We start from the raw sequence: 22915 nt of genomic DNA on the forward strand, positions 1-22915 counted from the left end.
GTGGGAAAGTGTTGGGTGAGAGACATTGATATGTCAAGCCCTTGGATTGGAGATATAGCCTTAACGGTTTTATGACCCGATTATGCTATGATATGGCCGAAAAATCAAGGCCGAAAACTGTCGATGTTATTATTATTTTCGCAGATTAAGAAAGATACGATGCTTGGAGAGAAAATTGAATACGACATTATCGGCAAAACTTATGATCCCTTCGTTCGAACGTGTGGCTGACAATCCCGTCATATCACCCGATCCGTCATCGGTATTCGATTGCCCGATGCGCGGGCGCTCCATACACTGGGAAGCGCTGCACACGTTCAGCCCTGCTGCTGTCGTGAAAGACGGAAAAGTGTATGTCCTTTACCGTGCCGAAGACGATACTGGCGAGATGAAGATCGGTGCGCATACCTCGCGGCTTGGGATAGCCGTGAGCGAGGACGGTATACATTTCCAGCGCGAAAAAGAGCCGGTATTTTTCCCGGCAGATGACGGACAAAAGGAAAATGAGTGGGATGGCGGTTGCGAGGACCCGCGGATTGTTGAAACCAACGACGGGAGTTATGTGCTTACGTATACACAATGGAACAGAAAACAGGCGCACCTTGCGGTGGCGACATCGCGCGATCTTCGCAACTGGACAAAGCACGGTCCAGCTTTTCCGGGAGCACAATCGGTGAAGTACACAAAATCCGGCTCCATTGTCTGTTCGTTTGTCGATGGGCGTCTTGTTGCCACAAAAGTAAACGGAAAGTATCTCATGTATTGGGGTTTCCATGATATACAACTTGCTGTTTCTAACGACCTTATTACTTGGGATCCCGGTACGATAGTACTGCCAAAGCGAACGGGGATGTTTGATAGCTCCGTCACCGAAGCGGGACCGCCAGCTGTCATTACCCGTGATGGTATCGTTCTTTTATATAACGGCAGCGCCTGTGTTGATCATTCCGCTAAAAAGCAAAATATCTACGGCGCAGGATGTGCTATTTTCGACCGTAACGATCCTTCGCGCTGCATCGCACGAAGCGATGATATGTTCTTTAAGCCCGAAATGCCGTACGAGAAAACCGGACAATATCTCGCCGGGGATATTTTTTTCGTCGGGATGGTATACTTCCGAGAAAAGTGGTTTGTCTATTACGGAGGCACCGACAAATATGTTGCAGTTGCAATAGCGAATGCACTGCCAACGTTGCGGTGATAATGCGATGCACATCGAGAAGCCTCTGACACGAAAGTGTTCGAATTTTTCTAGTGTGATAGTTTTGACAGTATACTATTCTTCGGGAGGATGCTATGAACAACATGCTCGGTGATCAATTTCTGCTAGGCGTCAATTACTGGCCGCGCCATCACGGCCCGCGGATGTGGAGCGAGTGGAACGAAACCGAGATTGATGGCGAGTTTGCCGAGATAAAGGCCATCGGCATGAACACCGTCCGTATCTTTCCCCTCTGGAATGATTTTCAGCCACTCAAAGAAGTTGGCGCGATGGGCTACTGTGGCGAGATCATTATGCGCGACAATGAAATGGTATCGTCACGTGAAAACCCAGCGATGATCGATGAAACGATGATGAAGCGCTTTGACGCCGTGCTGGCACTTGCGAAGAAGCATTCGCTGAAACTTATTGTGTCGCTAATGACCGGCTGGATGAGCGGCATGCTCTTCGATGTGTCATGGCGCAAAGACAGAAACATCTACACCGATCCATTCATGATGAAGTGGCAGCTTCTCTACTGCGGGGAGTTTGCAAAGCGCTACAGCGACAACAGTACCATCATTGGATGGGAGTATGGCAATGAACATAACTGTTTCATACAATGCCCGAGCGGCGAGGCGGCGTGGTCATGGATGCGCTCCATCGCAAATGAGATCCGCGTCAACGACCGCAATCATCCGATGATATCCGGCATGCATTCGCTTTCTCCCTATGCAACCGACAGCACTCCCTGGGGTATCGATGCGACGGCGGCGAGCGTTGATGTATTCACCGTGCATCCGTATCCCGTGTTCACGCCGGGCTGTTTTATGGATTCACTTAATTCCATGCGACCGAATCTTCATGCCACTGCGGGAAGTAGATTCTACTCATCGCTTGGAAAAAAGCCCTGTCTCTGTGAGGAAACAGGAACCCTCGGCGACACCATGCTTTCGGAAGGAGCATCAGCGGATTTCATCCGTCGCCGGCTTTACAGTCTTTTTGCAAACGGGGACATTGGCTGCCTGTGGTGGTGTGGCGTTGATTTTTCTTGCGGCGAAAAACTCCCCTACCGCTGGGTGCAGATGGAGAACGACGGTCTTGGGCTTATTGACGTCAATAAACGGGTGAAACCTGCAGGACATGAGTTTAAGAAGTTCAGTAGTATCGTCGGCAAACTAAAGCGACTACCGGAAACGAAAAAACGCGCGGCGATTGTGATTCGTGACCGCAAGTGTAACAGCGGTGAAATATGGACGCTTTTCTACAACGCATTCGTTCTTGCCAAGCAGGCGGGGCTTGAAGCGGACTTCATCTACCCGGACGATGCGCTCGACGCGTATGACATTATCATTTGCCCCTCCCTTGCCGGCCGAGCAAACTATTTTTCGACGAGCTGGAATCGTATTATGAAGCGTGTGCACGAGGGCGCAACGCTTTATCTCTCCTACGACGGTGGGCATTTTACGCGTTCTTCCGAGGTGTTTGGGCTTACGCATGTCGATCGGGAGCCATCACGCGGCATGACGGCAAAAGCGACAACGGGAGCACCGGCAGCACTTCTGGGGCTGACACTTGCCGGAAAGCAGGACGTTCATCTTGCGGTGCGCGATACAAACGCAGATGTGCTTATGCAGTGGAGCGATGGATCACCCGCGATGACAGTAAAGAAGTATGGAAAGGGCACGGCGATCTTTCTTGGTGTCGGCATAGAAACGATACGCGCGAACACATCATATGCACTTCAAAACGATTCGGCGTGGCGCGTCTACGATTATCTGAAACAATTTGCCGGAATACGCGAAAAGATCGAACTTGTCGATGCGCCGTTCATCGAGAGAACGTATCATCCGCTCTCGGAGCGCGAGGGATATTTTACCGTTATCAATCATACCGATGCAGTATTCACCAACGCGATCGTCTGCGAGAAAATGCCCGAGAGTTTCATCAACGTTGGGGATGAAACTTCTGCAAATAAAAGCGGAGCATCATGGGAGATATCGCTTCCGGCGTTCAGCTGCGGGATATTTCTGGCGAAGTGGTAATAAGCGTTTTGTACCTGTAACTTCTCCAGCACAATCACCGGATAGAAATCGGACCGCATAAATGGTTTTGTGCCCGCAGGTGTGAGTGTAAGCTCGCGCTTACGGTAATTGCTGTCATTTTCGTTGATGATAGCCGCAAAACTGAACACGCTGTCGGGCTTAGGATTTACCGCTACTATCTCGCGTGCGGAGATGGCCACCTCGTATATATATCCGTCGGACGCACGCTTGAACGCCGTTTTAGCGTTGGTGACGACACCCGTTTTTTAGGAATGCGAGTTGTTACTCCGGCGTCACCGTATGGTTTAGCACAAGTCCCTCTGGCGATGGCCAGAGATCGAATGCCTGATCGTTGTTGTCGTAGCCCTTTGTTGATTTCGTGGGTGCATCGCCCCAGCAGTCAAAATAGTGCTGCACACAATCCCCTGAATATGCGTACCCAAGTTTTCCGCCGGTTCGAAAACATCATCATTCACGAGCCACCGGCTGTCGGCGCAAGATGACCCCTCGGCTCGAAGGTATATCCTTGACATCCTTATGGCCTAATTATGCTATGATATGGCCGAAAAATCAAGGCCGAAAAATGGCGATGGTGTTATTATTGTTGCAGATAAGAAAGATACGATGCTTGGTGAGAAAATTGAGTGCGACATTATCGGCAGCACTTATGATCCCTTCGTTCGAACGTGTGGCTGACAATATTGATATGAAGTATCGATATCGAATATTCCATTACCCTCAGACCTCGTAAGCGGGAAGGATGTCACCCATGAAAATTCTCGTCACCGGAGCCGCTGGCAATTCGAACCAGGCGCTCATCCCGAAACTGCTCGAGTCCGGGCATGAGGTGATTGCCGTGGACGTGTCGGCCATGTCCTATCCCTGCACATGCGTTCGCATATCTATCGCGGATGAGCTCGCGCTGGCGAAACACGCTGCCGGATGCGATATCATCGTCCATGCCGCTGGCACCGCGGACCACGCGCTTCCCCGGACACCCAAGGTCCCTGAGGCCTATACCGCCTGGTGGGAGATGAGCGCAGTCAGCACCCATCACCTCTACCGCGCCGCCCTTTTCGCGGGCGTAAGGAAGATGATCTTTCTCAGTACCCAGGAGGTCTACTCCTACGCTCATGGACCCGGAATTATCGAAGAGGAGTACCACCTCTCCCGGCCAGCGAACAACTACTACGACCTTTGCAAAGTTATTTCCGAACAGATTGGGCACTACTACGCGGCCCGCCATGGCATCGCGAGCATCATGTTGCGCGCAGGTAATTTTACGGGTATGCCGGAACCCGATGTAGAATTCCTTGACAACCGCCTTCGCCGGGAGGATGTCGCGCAGTGCGAATTCCTGTGCCTTAGATACGAACCCGAGAACGGCTTCGAAGCCTTCAACGTCATGGCCGGGAATCCGTTCAAGCCCTCGGACCTCGAGGATCTGCGCCTGCGGCCCATGGACCTGATCGACCGATACTATCCCGGTGCAAAGATGCTCATGATAAAGGCAGGTGTGGAATGGAAAGGTTCGGACCGTTTGCGGTCGATCCGGAAGGCCGAAGCTAAACTCGGTTACAAACCGCATTTTACGTTCGAGCGATACCTGGAAAAACTCGGCTGGAAGCTGAAAGGGAGACTACCGTGAAGAAGACTGTGAAAGTCGAAGTGATGGAAATGGCTGGAAAGTGCATCAACCATAAGATGGGGGATAAGTTTGAAGTGGGACTCATGACCGAAGCTGGCATCTGCACCAAGCTCCTGCATTCGATCTATCCTTATGCGATGTACTTGATGAGCGCGGATTCCAAAACCGTCTCCGGAAGCCTCAAGGTCACGTGTCCCGACGGAATCGTGAGAGTGAAACTGACCCAACATATAACCGAATGAGTCTTCGTGTGCAGAAACACCATCATTCAAAGGAAGGATAAATGCCATGATCGCCGCACCTGAAATTTTCCGTTTCCGTAAAGTCGAATCCCGTTCCATCACAGCCGGCAATCCGACCGGTGCCAAGGCCGGACGTTTGCCGGAATGGAGGCATTCAATCGATTTGCAACCGCATGAAAAGAAAAGGATCGCGGAGGTCGACGGTCCGGGAACGGTCCGCGGAATCTGGATGACCATCGGCAACAGGTCGCCTGAATCCTTGCGCAGTCTCATACTGCGCATCTATTGGGACGGGGCCGAGTCCCCAAGTGTCGAAGCACCCTTTGGTGATTTTTTCGGCGCCGCCCATGGAAGGATGGGACACTATTCCACTCCCTGCCTGGGCATCAGCGAAGGAAAGGGGTTCTGGTGTTTCTTTCCCATGCCGTTCAAGAAACGTTTTATCCTTGAATTCGACAACGACCAGGATGAGCGCGTACGTCTCTTCTATCAGATAAATTTCACCCTCGGTGACAAGGTCACTCCCGATATGGGACGCTTCCACGCGCACTTCAACAGAAGCGTGCCGCCTGTGGGCAAGAATCATATCATCATGACCGCGCGGAAGACGCCCGGTGTCTATGTCGGTACGCTCATCTCCGCGTTGCCGTGCACGAAGGGTAGCTGGCGGGAGGGTGAGTTTCAGTTCTACATCGACGGAGACAAGACGGTTCCTTCCATCGTAGGGACCGGATGGTCGGACTGGTTCCTCTCAGCCTGGGGTCTGGGTGTCCATCAGTCCATGTATGGCGGATCGAACTACCAGGTAAAGCATCCTGAGTTAGATGATCGTTACTACTGCGGCTGTTACCGCTTTCATCTGATGGATCCGATCTATTTCCAGAACGACATGAAGGTTGAACACACCCAGATCGGTTTTGGTGGAACGGGCGACTTTGACGAGAGGAGCGACGACTGGTGCAGTGTCGCCTATTGGTATCAGAATTTGACCAAGGAATCGTTGCCTTCGATCCCTTCCCGTGCGGAACGCATTCGCGGTATCGGGCAACAGCCATGGGAAGTTGACGCATTGAACGCAGTCCGCGAAAAAAAGTTGTCCACGGACGGAGTCGAGAGCGGCCTGATATTCTGACGTTAAGGAGTCGGGAATGATTGACCTGACCGCTGATATTGAGACCCTGACGGACCGCGCCAGGACCCATGTGGACCTCTTCTATGCCGGGGCGAGACTTTCGGACGACACGCTCATCACGCGATGCATCCTGCTCGACATCTCAGCCTCTCCGGTGAATGTAGACCTGGATGGACTAAAGGCACTGGCGGATGTCGAACGGAGAGACTCCGTCATCATCAAGACAGGATGGGAGCGCTACAGGGGGATCCCTGCATATGACCAGTGTCCATGGATCGACAAAAAACTGATTGAACTTCTGGTCTCCAGGAAAGTTGTGCTCATGCTTGTTGATTCACCAGGAATCTATGGCGGGGCGGCCGGACCGGAACATAACGGGATGGACAAATATCTTGCGGATAACGAAGCACATGCTGTTGAAAATCTTGTCCATCTGTACCTGCTCAATGCCATGAAATACAGGCTCTATTGTTTCCCAGTCTACTCTACAACATCCAACGCCGCGCCGTGCAGAATCCTCGCGGAGCCATTAGAAATAAATCCGGACGGGTAATTGTTTCTGTATAAGCAATGGCTCGCGTCGCTAGAAGCGTGGTAGAATAAAACGATGGCATTGACGGCGTGGGGGGACATTATTCCATACCTACGCCACCTTACGATAATCAGGAGGAGTACGCTGCGACATTTCATGATCCTCGCGCTTTTTTTAATCATGGCAGCTTCGCTTTTTTGTCAAACAAGCACCACCGAAAGCTCAATGGGGAAGTCGAGCCACGGCGTGATATTCGGATTTGGCACGCAGAATTCACTTTGCATTTCAGCGGGATATAATTGGCGCGATATTCTCATTCCATCATCGGAACCCATCGGCATGAACAAAGGCATTATTACCGAATACAGCATGAAAGGATTGTATGTACGACCGTACATAAGTATATTTGCAGGATCGGTCGGGCCGATGTTCGGCGCGAGCGCTTCGGTCGGGACCGACATGAGCCAGTTCGTGCTACGAATCTCACCGGAAGCGGGCTTTTCAATCGGCGGTTTTATGACCTTCTACTATGCCATTAATTTCGCGGTACTGCAGAACTTCACTTTCGGTCATGAATTCGGAATACGGATGTACATCATTCAATTCGGCTAATATTGTATTGATCGAGCAAAAGGGGCATGAGCTCTACTGAGAAAGTGCCCTGCCGGTCCGGCATATGCTTTTCAGAACGCATTTCATGTACTGAGGTTTGGCTCGTCATGCATCTTTACAATGCATGACTATCTGTGCGTGGGTACTTAAATCCACGCCTATGCCACCTTGCGATAGTAATGGTGATACAAACCGCCAATAATAGCATCAGCGGCTATCAGCCCCTTCTTTTGAGGCGTATATCCCTTCGGGATGCACTGCTTAAGCCCTTGATGCGGTCGTTTTGAATTATAGTGACGGCGCGGCGGAACACAGGTATCCCATGGCAGACAGTCGGACAAAGCCGGACAAATAGCGTTTGTCCAGCGTAACTACCGGAAATCTATGGGTTTACGCGCCATCGGACAATCGGACAGCGGGGATGGTCATGCCCCGGTGTCCGAGTATGCGATTATATAATATCGTTCTCTACATATTGTGTACTCTTGTTGAATTCTCCTTCCCTACTCACTCCCCCTGATAACAAATAGCTCTTAGGTACCCGAGGGGTACATCTACCCTCAATTCACGGGTTCAGCCTTTATATAGCGTCTTTCCGGATATATGACTGTCCCATAGCAAAACTGTGCTCTAGTTGGCGGCGCGGCACTGACAAGGTGCTTTCTTATCCGGAACTATCCCGGACGGCTAAGCCTCGTTTTTCCTCATGAAGCTAACCTGGAGGCAAAATATGCATAAGCTTATATTATTGGCGGCGATGGCAGCACTCGTTATTTCTTGTAGCTCGTATTCATCGTACGACCCGACGAAAACATCGGGGTACATAGTGGTTTCCGGCAAGTTATTGTCTAATATGTATTTCACTGATCCAATTTTTGGGACATATCTTGAAATACACGATTCAAGGATTCAGGGTGAGGACGCCGTCGAATTATATGTCTCAACGGATCAGTCTAACTGGCTGAAGATCGACACTGTTGCGGTTACTAAGACCAACGGCGTGATGAACTCTGGTACAATTATCGTGTCCGACGGATATATTTCAATGCTTGATATTAATGGCGCGCTCATTGGGCGCTATTTCAAGCTGTGGGTTTTCAATTACAACGCTCGGCAGAATACAGCACAGGGTAAATAATATGATGCACGCAATAATCGTATGTATCGTGTGCGCGGTCATCATGCTGCTATTCGGTAAGTCAAGGTGATCAAATAATAATGGCGGGATTCTGGGCTGTCCAGTTTCCCGCCATCATTTCGGCAATACTCTTACGCTGCTTTCTTACGTTTCGGTTTTACGATGTAGCCACGCGGAGCTTGCACAGTCGCAGGATCATCTGCAAACAGCACTATCTTCACGTCAATCGGAATACACGGCTTATACCCATTTGGATATATCATCCGATTCAAACCGACCATATACACGCGCTCTTCGAGAGTGAGAAATACCTCGCAATGCTGCATCAGAGCAGTCACATTCTCCACCGATGCATAGGGCGTAAGATCGTTAACGATTCTCACATAATCGTATTGCATCAGGTACTTCTCTGTTTCCGGCTTGTTTTTCGTCAGAACGTATATGTACTTGTTCGGATGAAGAACAAACTCGTACTTCGAGCCACCGAGCTGCGGCGGCACAGTAGGCATCAGAATCTCATTCGGCGGCAGAATGAAATTGGAGTGCATCTCAACGCCCTCTATGGCGTGAATGTTCCCGATCTCTCCAGATGGCGGCGCGAACGTATTCACTTCGGCCAGTTCATTCGCTATCTTTGAGATACAGTCCTGATGTTCAACGTCGCCTTCTACCTGATGTTTGCCGAACTCCAGTATAAAAAGTGGCATTCCTTTACTTGCGGCCAATCGTTCTCGCTCGGCATCACTCGCAGCCTTTGATTCAAGAAGATTGTTTGGGAAATATGCCCAGAAGCTTCGTATGTCGTATCCAAATCCATACGTCATGTCGAAAACATCAGTCTCTTTGTCCCATGAACGCGCGGGGCTCAACTCATCTTTTGTAAGTTGACTGCGATCGTGGACAACCAGCACGTCATTGTAGTGGTTCTTCCAGATTGCATTCAGAACGATAGCTTCGCCTGCAACGCCATACCTATGCAATCTTCCGAACACATAATCGACGAGATGCTTAGGTGAATGCAGATACGCTATTCCCTTCTCACTATTCAAATACTTTTCTACAGCTCGTTGTATTGCCTCCGGATGCTCACGATTCCATCGCCGCTTGTCTTCTCTTACCTTCTCTGCGGCACAGGCGGGGCAATACTTCTTTCTTGTCCTGCTGAGAAAAGTATTGCCGCATTTGCCACATGTACGGGCGCTTTCTGTCTTGCTCTTGTCAATATTATCGTTTGCATCCTCCGATGCGTTTATAATCGTATTCATTGGTGTTCTCCAATTGGTGAATTATCTTGGTGTATATTCTTTGCTATGTCATGTCCATGAGCTCCTGCTCATCATGGATAAAGTAATTATACCACATGTTTTGACCGTGGTATACTCGACTCCATGAGGTCATAGTTCACTGGCCATTTATGGACAATATCATTTTCGACTTTCGACATCCCAGCGGGAGATAAGCCGGATATATATGATAGAGAGAGCGGCGGCGCAATAGAGGCTAAAATCTTTTTGTATAATTCGCCGGTCAAGCCCGGATAATCAAGTGCCAATAGATCAAGGTCGCCGTATAGCGTCAAAAACGGGCCACAATAAAGAGTTCGCCGTCGTGACCACATATTTGTACTATCGGCGGGTAAAGACCTCGCCACGGGCCTCCAATAAGCATATAGAGGCATTGTAGCAGAGAGCTTATTGAAACAGGTCGGCGGCGCAATTATCGTTTTCACCTGATGCAACACTAAGCAACGTAAAGCATCATTGAGATTCAAAGAGCATCGTAGAGCAATAGTCGGCAATACAGGTCGAAATACTTTTGAATAGTTTGCCACTGCAGCCTATTTATTGAAACGCCTAATAGGCACTGAAACTCTGGCGATCCGCGGGGACCTACTGAGTTCGGCACCAACTTCGGGAAAGCATGCACGCACCGGGGTGGTTAAACCGAGCTCAGGGAGAAGTTCTATGCACACTATTATTTACTCTGCCTTCGATAAAATCGAAGCAGACAAACGGGCGTCAGCCTACGCACAGGCTGAGCTTTTGCGTTTACGATCAGGGCAAAGATGTCAGCGAATTGGGTACTTTGGAGGAAAGCCGCACTGTCTGTCGATTCGTGGGAGAACATTGGTCGTTGCTGATTTATATGTCAGCAACATAAAAGTCTCAGCGTAAAAAAGGAGGATATTTGTATGATTAAAAACATCGTTAAACGTCTCACGGAGATTATCAAGGATCAATCTGTAGCGGAGGAAGTTGTAAAACCAGCACCGAAGTATACGCAAGTTTCTATGCCTGTCTATGGACAAGACCTTGAAGTGAAGGTGTCTTATCTTCTCTCGAAGGTGATCGACGGGCTTGTATGCATACCGAAGCCGCGCCTTAAGCCTTCCAATGAAACGTTGCTGAAAGATGATTTCGATGTAGATGAATATGTATACGGGGCGCAACGTGAGCTGGAGGATAATATTTCCATGATTGAGGCGGAGATCGGTGGCAGCATTGTCCCGAGCCTTGTGTATAGTTCCGGCGATTTTGAGGTGGTCGTACCTTTCGTAAAGCATCCCGATTTCCGTGAGGGATTACAGCTCAACATGGAACGGTTTGCGAGTGCAAGATTCAGTCCGACTACAATTCAGGACATTGCAAAGACGATGTCGTATCTGGGAACGCCTGTATTTGAAAATTCAATGACGTTCACTGTGGAGATTATACCGGCGGAGTGGCTAACACATCCTAAAGTATTAGACGGCTGTGCATATGTTTTTCCCACTGGCAAAACTGTTCTTCATCATCCGAGAGGAATATGCAGCGACAACGATGTCTTGCAAATCCGAGGGCTGGTCCAAGCTGAAAGCGGTCTTCACATTTTCAAGGGCATCATCGCACCGATTACTGCAGCTCAATTATCCGGAGTGATAAAGCCGGAGTTCTGTGACTCTGTTAAAACGATGCTCATGGACGGAAAGGTTGTGGCGACGAGTGATACCGTGAAAAAATGCCCGGCAGGTAAATATCAGATGATGGCATTTTGTCACGATTGTAGCTTATTCCATGATTCGTTTTCCACGCTAAAACAGATCAGTTTACAAATGGCAAACAAGCTCGTGTGGACGGACACTAGCGCGTACGAGGATAAGGCGCTGCAAAATGCACTTCGTTTTTCATCGGCATTCTATACCGATGCTGCCATGGTCGATGAGATACTCGGCAGCATTGATGAAATAGATGGCGACGAAGACCTTCCAGTGGAGGAGATCCGGGATTCGCTGTCGATGATTAAACGTTGTTCTATGAGTTTGTATGACAAAGTTGGACTTCCGAATCTGGTGAAGAAAGCCCTCACAATGAAACGTATGAAATCAGCTCTGGAATGGAAAACAAAAGGATTTCGTTTGTTTCTGACAAGCAGCACATTAGTGCCACGCGGCAGCATAATGCTGAATGCAAATGACTATTCACTTCTGAGGAGAGAATTTCAGAACGAGATGGCTGTCGTCGCGCGACCTCCATTTCAAGTGACAAGTATCAATGAGATGCGGGTGATTAAAGGGGATTGGGAAGCAGATTATTGCAGCGTCCATCCTGACGATTTATCTGCTTTCAATGCTGACCTGGATGGGGACCATCTCCTTGTTACTCGGAGTATCTCTGGATTACGCTTTATTTCGGGGTTTGATCTTGAAAGCGTGCCGCTAAAGGTCAGCCGGGAAAACCTACAAAAATACTGCCCCACTATGAAGGCACAATATTCGTCGGCAATGAAGGAGAATGCCGCGATATTGTATGCGTTGAGCGTGGGAGAACGTATTGACATCGGCAACAATTTGATCGATGCGCTTATTCTCAGGACGGAACGTGAGGGGCATCTAAGTCAATTGGAAATCCGAAGAGCGTGCTGGGACCTTGAAAAATCGTTGCTGAATGGATTAATTTCGTGCAAGAAAAAGGTGTCGGCTGAGACGATGATCCCGAACGTAACGTCCATTGCACAAATTGTAGCAAAGGAAAAGCTACACCTACCAGATGCGTATAGATTATTGGCAGGCAAGATCGACTTTCCGGCAACGCCGATCAGTGAGCTGTCAAAGGATATCAAGACCGTGCTCGCTGAAACAACATTCGCTAATCCGATTATCGAATTGGTTCGGGCAATGTTGTTGGATTTTATGCCTGATGAAACCGAGTACGTGATGCCAAGAATGTCGTGTCAGCTATGTAAAGCGCTTATAGGCGATATCATGGCTGAGTACGGTGATCTTGTGAAGGAGCTCGGCTTCATCGTCACTGACGGTCCACGAGGAATGCGGTTAGAGAATCCCTTGTTAGACCGCTACCTTGAGTTTTGTAAGTCTAAAATGTTCTCACTGGCAGCCGATTATTTGAAATCGACAATCACTCCGTGGGTTGAAGGACTTAAAGTGAAAGACGATTATATTGCGTCGATGCTAATAATTGGTGTGCTTGCATTCAAGAACCGAGCGGGAGAAGGTCGGCATAGCAGATTCGGTTTTATGTTCAAGTTCATACCTGGTGTTGTGTTGAAAACGATCACCGAGATGATATGCGATCGAAACCGACCAATCGAGCACGAGATGTATGTTGAGTATGTCAAAGCCGAGCGTGGCACCTTGAGCATTCTGAAATAACGTAGGTAAATTAAATTGTCATCTTGAAGGTGCGGTACTGGCATTGCGTCTCGTCTGTTAATGCCGAGAGCGACGTGAAGTGTTGTAGTGCAATAAATATAAAGACAATCTGCCGTTGAACGGCAGGTTATTTTCTCTTGGTGAAATCATATTTGTACGGCCATTTGGTCGCTAAATCCCTTGTCACAGGCGTGCGGATTGTCCTAACAGTCCGTACGTCTTTTTCATATAAACCTATCATCGGAGGTAGTTATGCCAGTCGAAGTATATCCACTATTCGAGTCTGCCATCGACAACGGCATTCTCGAGTTCGTCTCCGTGAAAACGTATCGCATAACGGTGTCGTTCAGCCGCTTCGCCATACTCAACGCACTACGCAAGTGTGGCATATCATTTCAGTTCCACGACGACATCATCGAGATCGATTAACAGAGGCCGAGTCCTCTGTTTTTCCAAGGAGAACAATTCAGATGAAGCTTACAACGTGCGTGATCAATTTCATTAAAGATAAAATCAGAGTCCGGATATTCCGCGGCTTTGATGGCATGCCAGGTGGAGTGATGGATCATTTTGATGAGTTCCTCAAGTGGAATGATGGCAAAAGTGATGATCCGCGCTATATGGCAGTAGCGTTTATATTCTGGGCAAAGCTTGATTTGTTCGAAGATGCCAACGAGGCGAAGGTTCCTGCCGTCAAACACGAACATGGTCTCGGTGAGTACGCCATCGATGTGCCGCCGGTTCAAGCAAGCGTGGATTATGAGTATGACCTGATTCGACGCGGACGCATATTCATCGTCAACGCGTATCGCCTCGTTGGTCGCAAGCGTGTGCTCTGTGATTCGCGACACTATCAATAATCTATTGGTCTAGCCAATAGTTTTTACTCCTGATAATCATTACGATGGAGCATTTTATGACTGAGAAAACGAAGGGACTTGTCGCGAGATTAACCGCTCTGCGACAGAATTGCGATGAACAGCATGTGACGAAAGACTTTGCTGACTTCATCACGCGTATATCGGCGCATACTGAGAAGCCGTTCAGCTTCAATAACCTTTTGCTTGCGTTCGCAGAGACGAATGGCAAAGCAACGGAATTGCACTCACTGCGCACATGGAACAATCTTGGCAAGCGTGTGCGTAAAGGCAGCAAAGGCGTGAAAATTCTTCTGCCGAGAGTCTGGCGGAAACTCAATGAGGATGGAACGGAAACGAATATCCGTTACTATTCGGTCGGATATTTATTCGATATAAAAGACGTCGAAGCTGCGCCGGTGAAGGCTGCGTGACAGAAATAGAGTTAGAGGTGATGTTCTTCATCGTCTCTAACTCGTTTTATCATCGGAGGTAATTATGTTTGACTTTTCCTACGACACACGTTTGATTCGCGCATTGATGGGGCTCGCATATCTTGGACTGAAACAATATAGACGTGGCGCGCTTGACGGCTTTGATTCATTTCGCTGGAAGGTGAAGACTTTGAATGGTCAACCTCCTTCCGATATGAATCTACTGCTTCTGTACATGTCGCACAAACCTGATGTACCTGTACTAATTGGAACGGCATCTGAATGGTCGTTGTATCGCGCAGAACATATTTCTTCATCTATGCGGCCATATCATATGCTTGACAATTATAAATCATTTCTGAGCAGGAAAACCGGATCGTTCGTTCGATTGCTGCGAGTAGTTCGTGTATATCCTGAATCAGCAGTATTAAATCAATTTAATCGGAGGACAAAATGGATAGAAGAGTCTGCCGAGAATGTGGCGGCGTGATCGAGATGATCGGCGTCGGGTTTTACGGAATAACAGTGGAAGTAAAATGCCTTCATTGTGGCGAGCAATATGAGGTGCTGCCGGAAGAACTTGGTGATGATGGCATTGCCTATTATGATCGTATGGTCGCATAGGATCAATATGAAGACAACAATCTTTGACATTATCGCGGACATAATAGCGTTGTTAAAATGGAGGGTGTATGCAAAAACAAATAAAAAGCATCGAGGCTCTGCGCCAGCTTGCTAACAGTGACAGTGGCGTTGAAGTCTTTATAGTATCGATGAACGGCGGCCTGCGCAGTAGCAAGCATGTTTATTGGACTGCCGCCAACGGCTGGTCTATCTATAATTTAATAGATGACACGTTTCAGGATGCGTCTACTGATAGACGACTGAACGCTGATACGCTCATCGTCAAGGCAATGAAATTGGGGGCGCTATATGCAGACGCGGCTTGAAATATGGGAAGACAAATTCATGTTATGCGATGACTGCGTTCAGGTTGTCGCTAACGATGATTACAGTGGCATCGTGGATGCAAGGCAGGAGAAACAGATCCGGCAGTCATTGTCAAGCATGGCGAAACAAGGCATGCATATATCGCTGGGCGATAGCGAGAAAGATGAAACCTTCAGCATGGAACTCTGTGACCTATGCTTCTCGCTGGCTGGACGACGTACACATTGCGTCGTTTTGTATGAAACATGGGAGCAGCAAGATGCATGACACAATTCCTGCTGAAAATTATCGAATCGTATGCTCGACCTATACGATGGAAAGGGCGCGTATCATGGTGTCGGAGTACTACTTCGGCAGCACAATCACGTTAACGCCGGTTACTGGAAATATATGGCTTGTATCGACGGGAAAAGGATTGTGCAAGAACGTACGTCTGCGCCTGAAAGGTCAGAGGTATCGACTCGAAATAAAAGAGGTGTGATATGAACGGCAAATTTACGCTTGAGATCAATCTTGGCAACGCGGCGATGAGCAATCGCTGGGACATTGCTGAAGCGGTTGAGAAAGTTGCACCGAAGCTGCGGCGCGGTGACATCAGCGGAAAGATCATGGACGAGAACGGCAATTCAGTCGGCAAATTCATGATCGAGGCGGATGAATGAGTACTATGCGAAAGTATGGACTTGTCATCGACACTGAGGCAATTGGCAAGGGAATGTATAACCTTATCGAGGAACGCGGGCAAGATGCGATTGTTGCATTCGGAATGCTTCCGGCAGAAGTCATGGAGATGCTTGAACGGTTAATCCGTGAAAAAGTGATCAACACTGCTGCCGGACAATACGGACTACAATCTGATGAAATCGAGCTATACGTCGATGAAAAGAAAATAAAAGAGATTGTCAACGACATCACGCATCAGGTGTGCGTTGAAATCTATCGTGCTGCATCAGCGGCTGGCAAAATGATGGTGTGAGGTGAAACATGAGCGCATATATAGTCAATGACAACGTAATCAATCGTATTGTCGCTATGCTCTGGGCGGATGCCGCTGGTGGCGACAGATACCTATCTCATCCTATCAAGCGCCTCGGATACGATGTCCCATCAAATCCGAAGCTGCTTGCGCGGCACATGCATAATCTCAATCGATTTGCGATATGGGAGCGATACTTACATAGAGAGCCGTATTCGCATCAGTTCAAAGATATGTGGGCGGATGATCGATATCAGACTCTCGTTGACCTGCAATGCTTTTTATATCAGTGCAGTGAAGGACGCGCCGATCAATCGCATCTATTTAAAGCACTTTATGATGTAAAGCAGACTCTCATGCTTGTTTTGCTGCGTGAGACTGATGCGTTTCAAAAAACAATATGGAACAAGGAGTGAAGTTTATGAGCAATACCAATCTGGTTGTGGTAGAAGGAAGAATAACAGCTGATCCAATGATGCATAAGACGAAGAGTGGAAAGTCCGTGTGCAGATTCACGGTCGCCAACAACCGCTACTACTTTCAGGGGAAGAACCTTATCGACGAGGTTAGCTTCTTCAAAGTGACGGCATGGGGTCCGCTTGGTGAGCGCTGTGCTGCGTCTCTCAAGAAAGGCAATCCTGTGCTTGTGTCGGGGAATCTCAAGCAGGACAGTTATCAGACCAAGAACGGAGAGAAGCTGAAGGAAGTTACGATAACTGCCGCGAACGTTAAGTTCATCGGCGTCAGGAAAGCTGTGCCGACTGCAACGGTTGATCATGATGGAGCAAAATAAACGGGAGGCTCTATGGGCTGCAACGCACATCGAATAGATAAAATTGTCTATGCCGAGCATGAGTCTTTCTCACTCTGGCATGACAATGTTCTGGAAGTAATGGAGGCGGCAAACTGTAATAAGACCAGCGAAATACATGACCATCGAAACTATGATGGAATCGGAACTATCGAAGTGCCGGTCGCATTGCTAAAAATAGCCGTCGAGAACGAGAAGGTCTCGGAGTATATCAAAGAAGCGATTCGTATGGACATAGCATTCGCTGAGAAACGTGGCGATGATTATGTCCTTTACGATTGTTATTGAGGTGTGATTATGCAAAAAGTATCGATTACATACTCAGTTTATGCATACGACGAATTGTTTGAAGCAGCACAGAATCGCGCTATCCAGTCTGCGATTAAATGCTTCTTGAATACGCCGTATGAACGTCTGAGTGAAGATATGCAAATCGCCGTTGACAAAGCAGAATCAATGCAGACACCTTGGTTCGCAGGCGAGTACATCTGGGACAACTGCCGCGACGAGATTATCGCATTCTGTCAGCAGTTCGAATATCGGTTCAATGGAAATGTTTTTACGGAGGAAAATGAAAATGCATGCTAATAACTCACCGTGGGACGATGATGACGATGATCAGACGCAGTGGCCTGAGTATGTTCGGCAGGATGAGTATCCTGAAGACGACCGCGACGAGGGCTACGAGGGCATTCCCGATGACGTATCTGATCGGCTGTAAATAAATCAATTATTCGATCGAAACGGGACGATGACGCTGATCAACAGTGTTTTCGCTCCGTTTTTCTTGGCAAAGTATTCAATTGGCGGCAGATAGACAATGAAAATATTACTTTTACCGATGGGGGACCTGGTCCAATATAAGACTGTGAGCGATGGTCATATGTCCTGCCGCCGCATTGGGCTGCCGCAGAGGTGCGGTGAATCGCCGCATTGCACGTCGCATCACTCATTCGCTGAGAACGGCATCTCCGCACGCTTTGTTTCGGTATCGCACTGCGGTAAGTGCGGTAATAACAGTTGCAGCATGCGAAGCGTGGCATAGATAACCGGAACGTCTGCTCTATCAGATGCTTTGTTCAAGTATACGATACTGCGTTTCCTTTCGTTTTTCGCAGGTCTAATGGTACTATTGCAGGAAGTAATTCCCAGTGAACCCTGATAACCATTATAACAGCATGCGGAAGCAGAAAAGCAGATTCTCAAGACAGATCGCCGCACTGTGCGGTAGTTCACCGCACCCTGCGACGGGCTGTTTTGAGCCACCTAAAATCCTTTAATTGACCATGGCCTGCCAGCATGCTAGAATCTATTGTATGAACGATACAAGGCGGCAATATATGGACACATCGATAACTATTGATACTCAGGCGGAAAGCGAGACCTATCTGACCAAGCAGCTTTTAACCTACATCGGCAATAAGCGATCATTGCTCGGATTCATTGGCGAAGGTGTGGCGCTCGTCAAGCAGCGGCTTGGAAAAGACAAACTCGATATATTCGAGCCGTTCAGCGGCACTGGAGCAGTGTCTCGTTTCTTAAAACAGCACGCAAAGACTCTTATTGTAAATGACCTTGAGAAGTACGCCGAGGTCGTAAGCAATTGCTATCTGGCATCGCCATCGGAAAGCGAGTTGCGTCTGCTGCGCGGGATATATGATTCGATAATAGATGAGATGGACTCCGCGCCACTCAGATCAGGATTTATTACTGATATGTACGCGCCAAGAGATGATAAAAACATTCAACGTGGAGAGCGTGTATTCTATACGACAAGGAACGCAAACTATATTGATACGGCGCGGCAGTGCATGGAGGATTTGAGTCCATACTTAAGGAGCTTCTTCCTTGCTCCACTTTTGTCCGAAGCATCTATCCATACAAATACATCGGGCGTGTTCAAGGGCTTTTTTAAGAACAATGGCATTGGCCAGTTCGGTGGCAAGAACGAAGACGCCCTGTCGCGCATCATGGGGGATATAACATTGCCCTTCCCAGTATTCAGTAATTTTGATTGTGAAGTCGTTGTTCACCGAGGTGATGCAAATGAAGTTGTGTTGAATGTGCCCGAGGTTGATCTCGTTTATATCGACCCGCCGTATAATCAACATTCTTTTGGCGCGAACTACTTTTTGCTTAATCTGATAACGGAGTACAAACGCCCTACGAAGACAAGCCCCGTCTCCGGCATTCCTGTTGACTGGAATCGGTCAGCATACAATTACAAGAGTACCGCTGCCAAGGCAATGAAACAGCTAGTTGAATCAGTGCGCGCAAAGTATCTGCTGATCTCTTATAACTCGGAAGGCTACATATCTCTGAAAGAGATGACGGACATGCTGGCAGAGATCGGCACGGTCGAGGTGCTCGATACAAAATACAATGCTTTCAGAGGAAGTCGAAACTTATCCGGTCGTGATATACACGTGACAGAATATCTATTCCTTGTTAAAAAAATATAATGGCAGTCTCTCACATATAGGATATTGTAATGAGTTCTAGTCATCGACTTTTCGAGATGTAAGCCGTATAATTCAGAAAACATATGGCTTATACACACCTTCACGTGCATACTGATTACTCGATCCTCGACGGGGCATGTAGAATCGATCGGCTGATTGCTAAGGTAAATGAATACGGTATGAAGGCATGCGCGATTACTGACCATGCCAATTTATTCGGAGCGATGGCGTTTACTTCTGCTGCTAAAAAGGTGGGTATAAAGCCGATTATTGGCTGTGAAGTTTACGTTGCTCCTGGAAGTAGACTATACAAAACTGTAAATTCGGACGATAAAAAAACTGCAAGGCATTTAATACTAATTGCGAAGAATCGAGAAGGATATTCGAATCTGAGTAAACTAATTTCACTCGGGTATACAGAGGGATTTTATCATCGGCCGCGCATAGACCACGAACTTATTGAGCGATATAACAAAGGCTTGATATGCGCGAGCGCATGCCTTGCTGGCGAAGTTCCGCAACTTCTGCTACAATCAAAATACGACGAAGCCAAAACAACAGCTCTCTGGCATAAGAGCATTTTTGGAGATGCTTATTATATCGAATTACAGTATCAAGGGTTGCCTGGGCAAAAGGCATTAAATACGGATTTATCTAGGCTCGCACAAGAGTGCGGAATAAAATGTATCATCACCAATGATGTGCATTACATTAATAAAAGCGATTCAATCTATCATGATGTTGCATTAGCTATTCAAACAAGAAAGCTGCTGTCAGATGAGAAACGTATGCGTTTTGGCAGTGACGGTTTTTATTTCAAGAGTGAAGACGAGGTTATATCGGCTTTTCCAGACAATTTGAATGTCATTGAAAACACAAACATTATCGCAGACCAATGTGATCTTGATCTTATTGCCAAAAGCTATTTCATGCCATCGTATAAAGGCGAAGGTTCAACAAATCCGACAGGCCATTTAAGAAAACTATGCAATGAAGGATTGAATAACAGGTATCAGGGATATATTCCAGCCGTTGCAAGTGATCGCATTACTTATGAACTTGATACAATACACAAAATGGATTTCGACGGATACTTTCTGATAGTGCAGGATTTTATTAGATATGCAAAGGAAGCCGGAATTAGAGTAGGACCAGGTAGAGGATCTGCGGCAGGTAGCATTGTTGCATATGCACTCGGTATTACTGAAGTAAACCCATTAGATTATGATTTACTTTTCGAGAGGTTTCTAAACCCTGACAGAAAGAGTATGCCGGATATTGACATTGACTTCCCTGATGATAGGCGCGACGAAGTGATACGTTTTGTAAAAAGTATCTACGGGGATGATAATGTAGCGCGTCTTATGACGTACTCAAAGCTGAAAGCGAAAAGTGCATTCAAGGACGTATGTCGAACGATGGGGGTCTCGCCAAAGATCGTGAACGCATGGTCCGATATTATTGATGATGATTTTAGTCTCGAACAGAATTATCGAGACAATAAACAATTTACCGATTTAATAAATAACAATCAGCAATGTAAAGCAATCTATGCCATTGCGATTCACCTTGAAGGTCTTGTGCGGAGCGCTGGGATACATCCATCCGGGGTAGTAATTTCCAACGCTCCGGCCATGGAACATGCACATTTATATAAACGTCCGAAGTCGGAAGAAATAGCTATCCATTTCGACAAGCACGCGGCGGAGAAAGCAGGGCTTGTAAAAATTGACTTTCTCAACAATAAGAATCTAAGTCTAATAACAAGAATAATTAAACGGATAAACAAATCAAGAAACATTACTATTCACACCGATAAAATCCCGATGAATGACGTGGCTTCTTTTACAGCATTTAGAATTGCCGACACTGACGGGATATTTCAACTAGAAAGCACCGGCGTGCGGAAGCTGTTATTAAAGTTGTTACCGAGAAAGTTTAATGATATCGTCGATACCCTCGCGCTATATCGGCCCGGGCCATTAAGATCGGGAATGCATAATATTTATTGTGAAAGAAAGCACGGCAGAGCGGCAATCACATATCCTCATGAAGATATTCGTAATATACTTGAACCTACCTATGGCGTTATGATCTATCAAGAGCAGATTATGCAGATTGCCCGAGTGCTGGGTAGATTCTCGGCATCTGAGGCTGATGATTTGCGTAAGGCTATGAGCAAGAAGAACGAGGACATTATTTTCAAGATGAGGGGCGACTTTATATCGAGGGGAACGGGGGCTGGATACGCGCCTGATATGCTTACCAAGATATACGAACAGATGCTGCAATTCGCCAAATATGGGTTCAATAAATCTCATTCGGTATGCTATGCCTTAATAGCGTATTGGGAAATGTATTTGAAGAGCCACTTTCCGTTGGAATATTACGTCGAGCTATTAAATCACATACTGGACGATTGCGATCGAACCGTCGGAAAATATCTAACTCTGGCGAAGAGAAAAGGAATTGCGGTTGTCACACGGTCCGTGAACGACAGCCACTATTTGTTTACGACCCAGGACGGGAAATTAGTTGTGGGACTTGCCACTGTCGAGAAGCTACGGCGCGTAGTCATAGACACTATTGTCGCTGAACGTGAAAAGAATGGGAAGTTCAAAGACCTGATAGACTTCGCGAAGCGCGTGCCGAATAAGATGATGACCCGGAGCGTATACACGAAGATGGCGCGCGCCGGAGCATTCAGTTGTTTTAATAAAGCGCCGGGAGAAATATTATCGGTCATAGACAAACTGCAAGAACTTGGACGGATCAGGCAACAGTCAGACAGCAAGCGACAAAAGCGTACCAAGCGTCAGAAATAACGACCGTCGATCGTGCCGGAGGGCGAAGCCGCGCGCTCTACGAGTATATCTAAAACATTTATGGAATCGTGATGAGAAGCAGGTTTGTGAGCAGGGCATTGTAGCAGCCCAATCTAATTGACACATTCATACCGTAAGCTTCCCCAGCATGTTTAAAGTATTGTTATGAGCGATAGTGGGGCTGTATCTGAGGCCGCCAATTGTCGTCAAATGTACAGGGACAATGAGCGATCCGTCCACCCTATCGATGCCCCAAGGGGATGACCGTGCAAGGGTAGTACACGGCCGCCATGTACCGAGGTAATACTACAACAGAGCGGCCTATAGGCAACTACTGAGATGGGAATAATTGCAGAAGTGTTTAAATATTGAACACCGACAGGACGAATCGTGCTGTTTTT

Annotated in this window: 26 protein-coding genes; 25 read left to right on the forward strand and 1 reads right to left on the reverse strand. The window is 47.6% G+C overall.

What is annotated here, in order from left to right:
- Positions 1-277: 277 nt before the first annotated feature.
- The 9 genes from AABZ39_04805 to AABZ39_04845 all read left to right on the forward strand — a co-directional run bounded on the left by AABZ39_04805 (position 278) and on the right by AABZ39_04845 (position 8550).
- On the forward strand, positions 278-1201 hold the full coding sequence (locus tag AABZ39_04805; GenBank protein ID MEK6794072.1) for a glycoside hydrolase family 130 protein: 924 nt from the start codon (positions 278-280) through the stop codon (positions 1199-1201).
- Positions 1202-1296: 95 nt separating this feature from the next.
- Positions 1297-3246, forward strand: coding sequence for a cellulase family glycosylhydrolase (locus tag AABZ39_04810; protein MEK6794073.1), 1950 nt, complete (start codon positions 1297-1299; stop codon positions 3244-3246).
- Between the two features lie 558 nt (positions 3247-3804).
- Positions 3805-3942 carry a hypothetical protein gene (locus AABZ39_04815; protein MEK6794074.1) on the forward strand — a complete coding sequence of 46 codons (138 nt, stop codon included), beginning with the start codon at positions 3805-3807 and terminating at the stop codon, positions 3940-3942.
- Between the two features lie 73 nt (positions 3943-4015).
- Positions 4016-4894, forward strand: a complete 879-nt coding sequence (locus AABZ39_04820; GenBank protein MEK6794075.1) for an NAD(P)-dependent oxidoreductase — start codon at positions 4016-4018, stop codon at positions 4892-4894.
- Positions 4891-5136 carry a TIGR04076 family protein gene (locus AABZ39_04825; protein MEK6794076.1) on the forward strand — a complete coding sequence of 82 codons (246 nt, stop codon included), beginning with the start codon at positions 4891-4893 and terminating at the stop codon, positions 5134-5136. Before AABZ39_04820 ends, AABZ39_04825 begins: the two co-directional genes overlap by 4 nt.
- A gap of 46 nt (positions 5137-5182) precedes the next feature.
- Positions 5183-6268: a glycoside hydrolase family 172 protein gene (locus tag AABZ39_04830; protein MEK6794077.1), complete on the forward strand. Its 1086-nt coding sequence runs from the start codon at positions 5183-5185 to the stop codon at positions 6266-6268.
- 16 nt (positions 6269-6284) lie between these two features.
- A complete protein-coding gene (locus AABZ39_04835; GenBank protein ID MEK6794078.1) occupies positions 6285-6821 on the forward strand; it encodes a cyclase family protein in 537 nt (178 codons plus the stop codon).
- Positions 6822-6956: 135 nt separating this feature from the next.
- Positions 6957-7412 (forward strand): hypothetical protein, encoded by a 456-nt coding sequence (locus tag AABZ39_04840; protein MEK6794079.1) that lies wholly within the window; start codon positions 6957-6959, stop codon positions 7410-7412.
- Positions 7413-8142: 730 nt separating this feature from the next.
- Positions 8143-8550: a hypothetical protein gene (locus tag AABZ39_04845; GenBank protein ID MEK6794080.1), complete on the forward strand. Its 408-nt coding sequence runs from the start codon at positions 8143-8145 to the stop codon at positions 8548-8550.
- Between the two features lie 131 nt (positions 8551-8681).
- On the opposite strand, the gene AABZ39_04850 is transcribed toward AABZ39_04845, so the two are convergent.
- Positions 8682-9815: a hypothetical protein gene (locus AABZ39_04850; protein MEK6794081.1), complete on the reverse strand. Its 1134-nt coding sequence runs from the start codon at positions 9813-9815 to the stop codon at positions 8682-8684.
- 926 nt (positions 9816-10741) lie between these two features.
- Between AABZ39_04850 and AABZ39_04855 the strand changes: the two genes are divergently transcribed.
- From AABZ39_04855 to dnaE, 16 genes are all read left to right on the forward strand, one after another.
- Entirely contained in the window at positions 10742-13198 is a 2457-nt protein-coding gene (locus AABZ39_04855; protein ID MEK6794082.1) for a hypothetical protein, read from the forward strand.
- Positions 13199-13450: 252 nt separating this feature from the next.
- On the forward strand, positions 13451-13627 hold the full coding sequence (locus tag AABZ39_04860) for a hypothetical protein (protein MEK6794083.1): 177 nt from the start codon (positions 13451-13453) through the stop codon (positions 13625-13627).
- Positions 13628-13668: 41 nt separating this feature from the next.
- Positions 13669-14058 (forward strand): hypothetical protein, encoded by a 390-nt coding sequence (locus AABZ39_04865; GenBank protein MEK6794084.1) that lies wholly within the window; start codon positions 13669-13671, stop codon positions 14056-14058.
- Between the two features lie 56 nt (positions 14059-14114).
- Positions 14115-14489 (forward strand): hypothetical protein, encoded by a 375-nt coding sequence (locus tag AABZ39_04870; GenBank protein ID MEK6794085.1) that lies wholly within the window; start codon positions 14115-14117, stop codon positions 14487-14489.
- A 453-nt stretch (positions 14490-14942) separates the two neighbouring features.
- Positions 14943-15113 (forward strand): hypothetical protein, encoded by a 171-nt coding sequence (locus AABZ39_04875; GenBank protein MEK6794086.1) that lies wholly within the window; start codon positions 14943-14945, stop codon positions 15111-15113.
- A 68-nt stretch (positions 15114-15181) separates the two neighbouring features.
- A complete protein-coding gene (locus AABZ39_04880; protein ID MEK6794087.1) occupies positions 15182-15439 on the forward strand; it encodes a hypothetical protein in 258 nt (85 codons plus the stop codon).
- Positions 15423-15707 carry a hypothetical protein gene (locus tag AABZ39_04885; GenBank protein ID MEK6794088.1) on the forward strand — a complete coding sequence of 95 codons (285 nt, stop codon included), beginning with the start codon at positions 15423-15425 and terminating at the stop codon, positions 15705-15707. Before AABZ39_04880 ends, AABZ39_04885 begins: the two co-directional genes overlap by 17 nt.
- A 215-nt stretch (positions 15708-15922) precedes the next feature.
- Complete coding sequence (locus tag AABZ39_04890; protein MEK6794089.1) at positions 15923-16102, forward strand: hypothetical protein; 180 nt, start codon at positions 15923-15925, stop codon at positions 16100-16102.
- Positions 16103-16107: 5 nt separating this feature from the next.
- The gene (locus tag AABZ39_04895; protein ID MEK6794090.1) at positions 16108-16416 is read left to right on the forward strand and encodes a hypothetical protein; all 309 of its coding nucleotides are present in this window, start codon (positions 16108-16110) and stop codon (positions 16414-16416) included.
- Positions 16417-16424: 8 nt separating this feature from the next.
- Positions 16425-16832, forward strand: a complete 408-nt coding sequence (locus tag AABZ39_04900; GenBank protein MEK6794091.1) for a hypothetical protein — start codon at positions 16425-16427, stop codon at positions 16830-16832.
- Positions 16833-16837: 5 nt separating this feature from the next.
- The gene (locus AABZ39_04905) at positions 16838-17209 is read left to right on the forward strand and encodes a single-stranded DNA-binding protein (protein ID MEK6794092.1); all 372 of its coding nucleotides are present in this window, start codon (positions 16838-16840) and stop codon (positions 17207-17209) included.
- 12 nt (positions 17210-17221) lie between these two features.
- Positions 17222-17515, forward strand: coding sequence for a hypothetical protein (locus AABZ39_04910; GenBank protein ID MEK6794093.1), 294 nt, complete (start codon positions 17222-17224; stop codon positions 17513-17515).
- A 9-nt stretch (positions 17516-17524) separates the two neighbouring features.
- Complete coding sequence (locus AABZ39_04915) at positions 17525-17815, forward strand: hypothetical protein (protein MEK6794094.1); 291 nt, start codon at positions 17525-17527, stop codon at positions 17813-17815.
- Complete coding sequence (locus tag AABZ39_04920; protein ID MEK6794095.1) at positions 17805-17948, forward strand: hypothetical protein; 144 nt, start codon at positions 17805-17807, stop codon at positions 17946-17948. The genes AABZ39_04915 and AABZ39_04920 overlap by 11 nt, the downstream gene beginning before the upstream one ends.
- A 619-nt stretch (positions 17949-18567) precedes the next feature.
- Complete coding sequence (locus AABZ39_04925; GenBank protein MEK6794096.1) at positions 18568-19689, forward strand: DNA adenine methylase; 1122 nt, start codon at positions 18568-18570, stop codon at positions 19687-19689.
- An 83-nt stretch (positions 19690-19772) separates the two neighbouring features.
- Positions 19773-22514 (forward strand): DNA polymerase III subunit alpha, encoded by a 2742-nt coding sequence (dnaE, locus tag AABZ39_04930; protein MEK6794097.1) that lies wholly within the window; start codon positions 19773-19775, stop codon positions 22512-22514.
- The last annotated feature ends 401 nt before the right edge of the window (positions 22515-22915 follow it).

The organism is Spirochaetota bacterium (assembly GCA_038043445.1).
Classification (GTDB): domain Bacteria; phylum Spirochaetota; class Brachyspiria; order Brachyspirales; family JACRPF01; genus JBBTBY01.

Excerpts from the sequence above, each read along its gene's own strand:
- AABZ39_04805 (MEK6794072.1), top strand. The coding sequence starts at position 278 with ATGCGCGGGCGCTCCATACACTGGGAAGCGCTGCACACGTTCAGCCCT.
- AABZ39_04810 (MEK6794073.1), top strand. The coding sequence starts at position 1,297 with ATGAACAACATGCTCGGTGATCAATTTCTGCTAGGCGTCAATTACTGG.
- AABZ39_04815 (MEK6794074.1), top strand. The coding sequence starts at position 3,805 with ATGGCCGAAAAATCAAGGCCGAAAAATGGCGATGGTGTTATTATTGTT.
- AABZ39_04820 (MEK6794075.1), top strand. The coding sequence starts at position 4,016 with ATGAAAATTCTCGTCACCGGAGCCGCTGGCAATTCGAACCAGGCGCTC.
- AABZ39_04830 (MEK6794077.1), top strand. The coding sequence starts at position 5,183 with ATGATCGCCGCACCTGAAATTTTCCGTTTCCGTAAAGTCGAATCCCGT.
- AABZ39_04835 (MEK6794078.1), top strand. The coding sequence starts at position 6,285 with ATGATTGACCTGACCGCTGATATTGAGACCCTGACGGACCGCGCCAGG.
- AABZ39_04840 (MEK6794079.1), top strand. The coding sequence starts at position 6,957 with ATGATCCTCGCGCTTTTTTTAATCATGGCAGCTTCGCTTTTTTGTCAA.
- AABZ39_04845 (MEK6794080.1), top strand. The coding sequence starts at position 8,143 with ATGCATAAGCTTATATTATTGGCGGCGATGGCAGCACTCGTTATTTCT.
- AABZ39_04850 (MEK6794081.1), bottom strand. The coding sequence starts at position 9,815 with ATGAATACGATTATAAACGCATCGGAGGATGCAAACGATAATATTGAC.
- AABZ39_04855 (MEK6794082.1), top strand. The coding sequence starts at position 10,742 with ATGATTAAAAACATCGTTAAACGTCTCACGGAGATTATCAAGGATCAA.
- AABZ39_04860 (MEK6794083.1), top strand. The coding sequence starts at position 13,451 with ATGCCAGTCGAAGTATATCCACTATTCGAGTCTGCCATCGACAACGGC.
- AABZ39_04865 (MEK6794084.1), top strand. The coding sequence starts at position 13,669 with ATGAAGCTTACAACGTGCGTGATCAATTTCATTAAAGATAAAATCAGA.
- AABZ39_04870 (MEK6794085.1), top strand. The coding sequence starts at position 14,115 with ATGACTGAGAAAACGAAGGGACTTGTCGCGAGATTAACCGCTCTGCGA.
- AABZ39_04875 (MEK6794086.1), top strand. The coding sequence starts at position 14,943 with ATGGATAGAAGAGTCTGCCGAGAATGTGGCGGCGTGATCGAGATGATC.
- AABZ39_04880 (MEK6794087.1), top strand. The coding sequence starts at position 15,182 with ATGCAAAAACAAATAAAAAGCATCGAGGCTCTGCGCCAGCTTGCTAAC.
- AABZ39_04885 (MEK6794088.1), top strand. The coding sequence starts at position 15,423 with ATGCAGACGCGGCTTGAAATATGGGAAGACAAATTCATGTTATGCGAT.
- AABZ39_04890 (MEK6794089.1), top strand. The coding sequence starts at position 15,923 with ATGAACGGCAAATTTACGCTTGAGATCAATCTTGGCAACGCGGCGATG.
- AABZ39_04895 (MEK6794090.1), top strand. The coding sequence starts at position 16,108 with ATGCGAAAGTATGGACTTGTCATCGACACTGAGGCAATTGGCAAGGGA.
- AABZ39_04900 (MEK6794091.1), top strand. The coding sequence starts at position 16,425 with ATGAGCGCATATATAGTCAATGACAACGTAATCAATCGTATTGTCGCT.
- AABZ39_04905 (MEK6794092.1), top strand. The coding sequence starts at position 16,838 with ATGAGCAATACCAATCTGGTTGTGGTAGAAGGAAGAATAACAGCTGAT.
- AABZ39_04910 (MEK6794093.1), top strand. The coding sequence starts at position 17,222 with ATGGGCTGCAACGCACATCGAATAGATAAAATTGTCTATGCCGAGCAT.
- AABZ39_04915 (MEK6794094.1), top strand. The coding sequence starts at position 17,525 with ATGCAAAAAGTATCGATTACATACTCAGTTTATGCATACGACGAATTG.
- AABZ39_04920 (MEK6794095.1), top strand. The coding sequence starts at position 17,805 with ATGCATGCTAATAACTCACCGTGGGACGATGATGACGATGATCAGACG.
- AABZ39_04925 (MEK6794096.1), top strand. The coding sequence starts at position 18,568 with ATGGACACATCGATAACTATTGATACTCAGGCGGAAAGCGAGACCTAT.
- dnaE (MEK6794097.1), top strand. The coding sequence starts at position 19,773 with ATGGCTTATACACACCTTCACGTGCATACTGATTACTCGATCCTCGAC.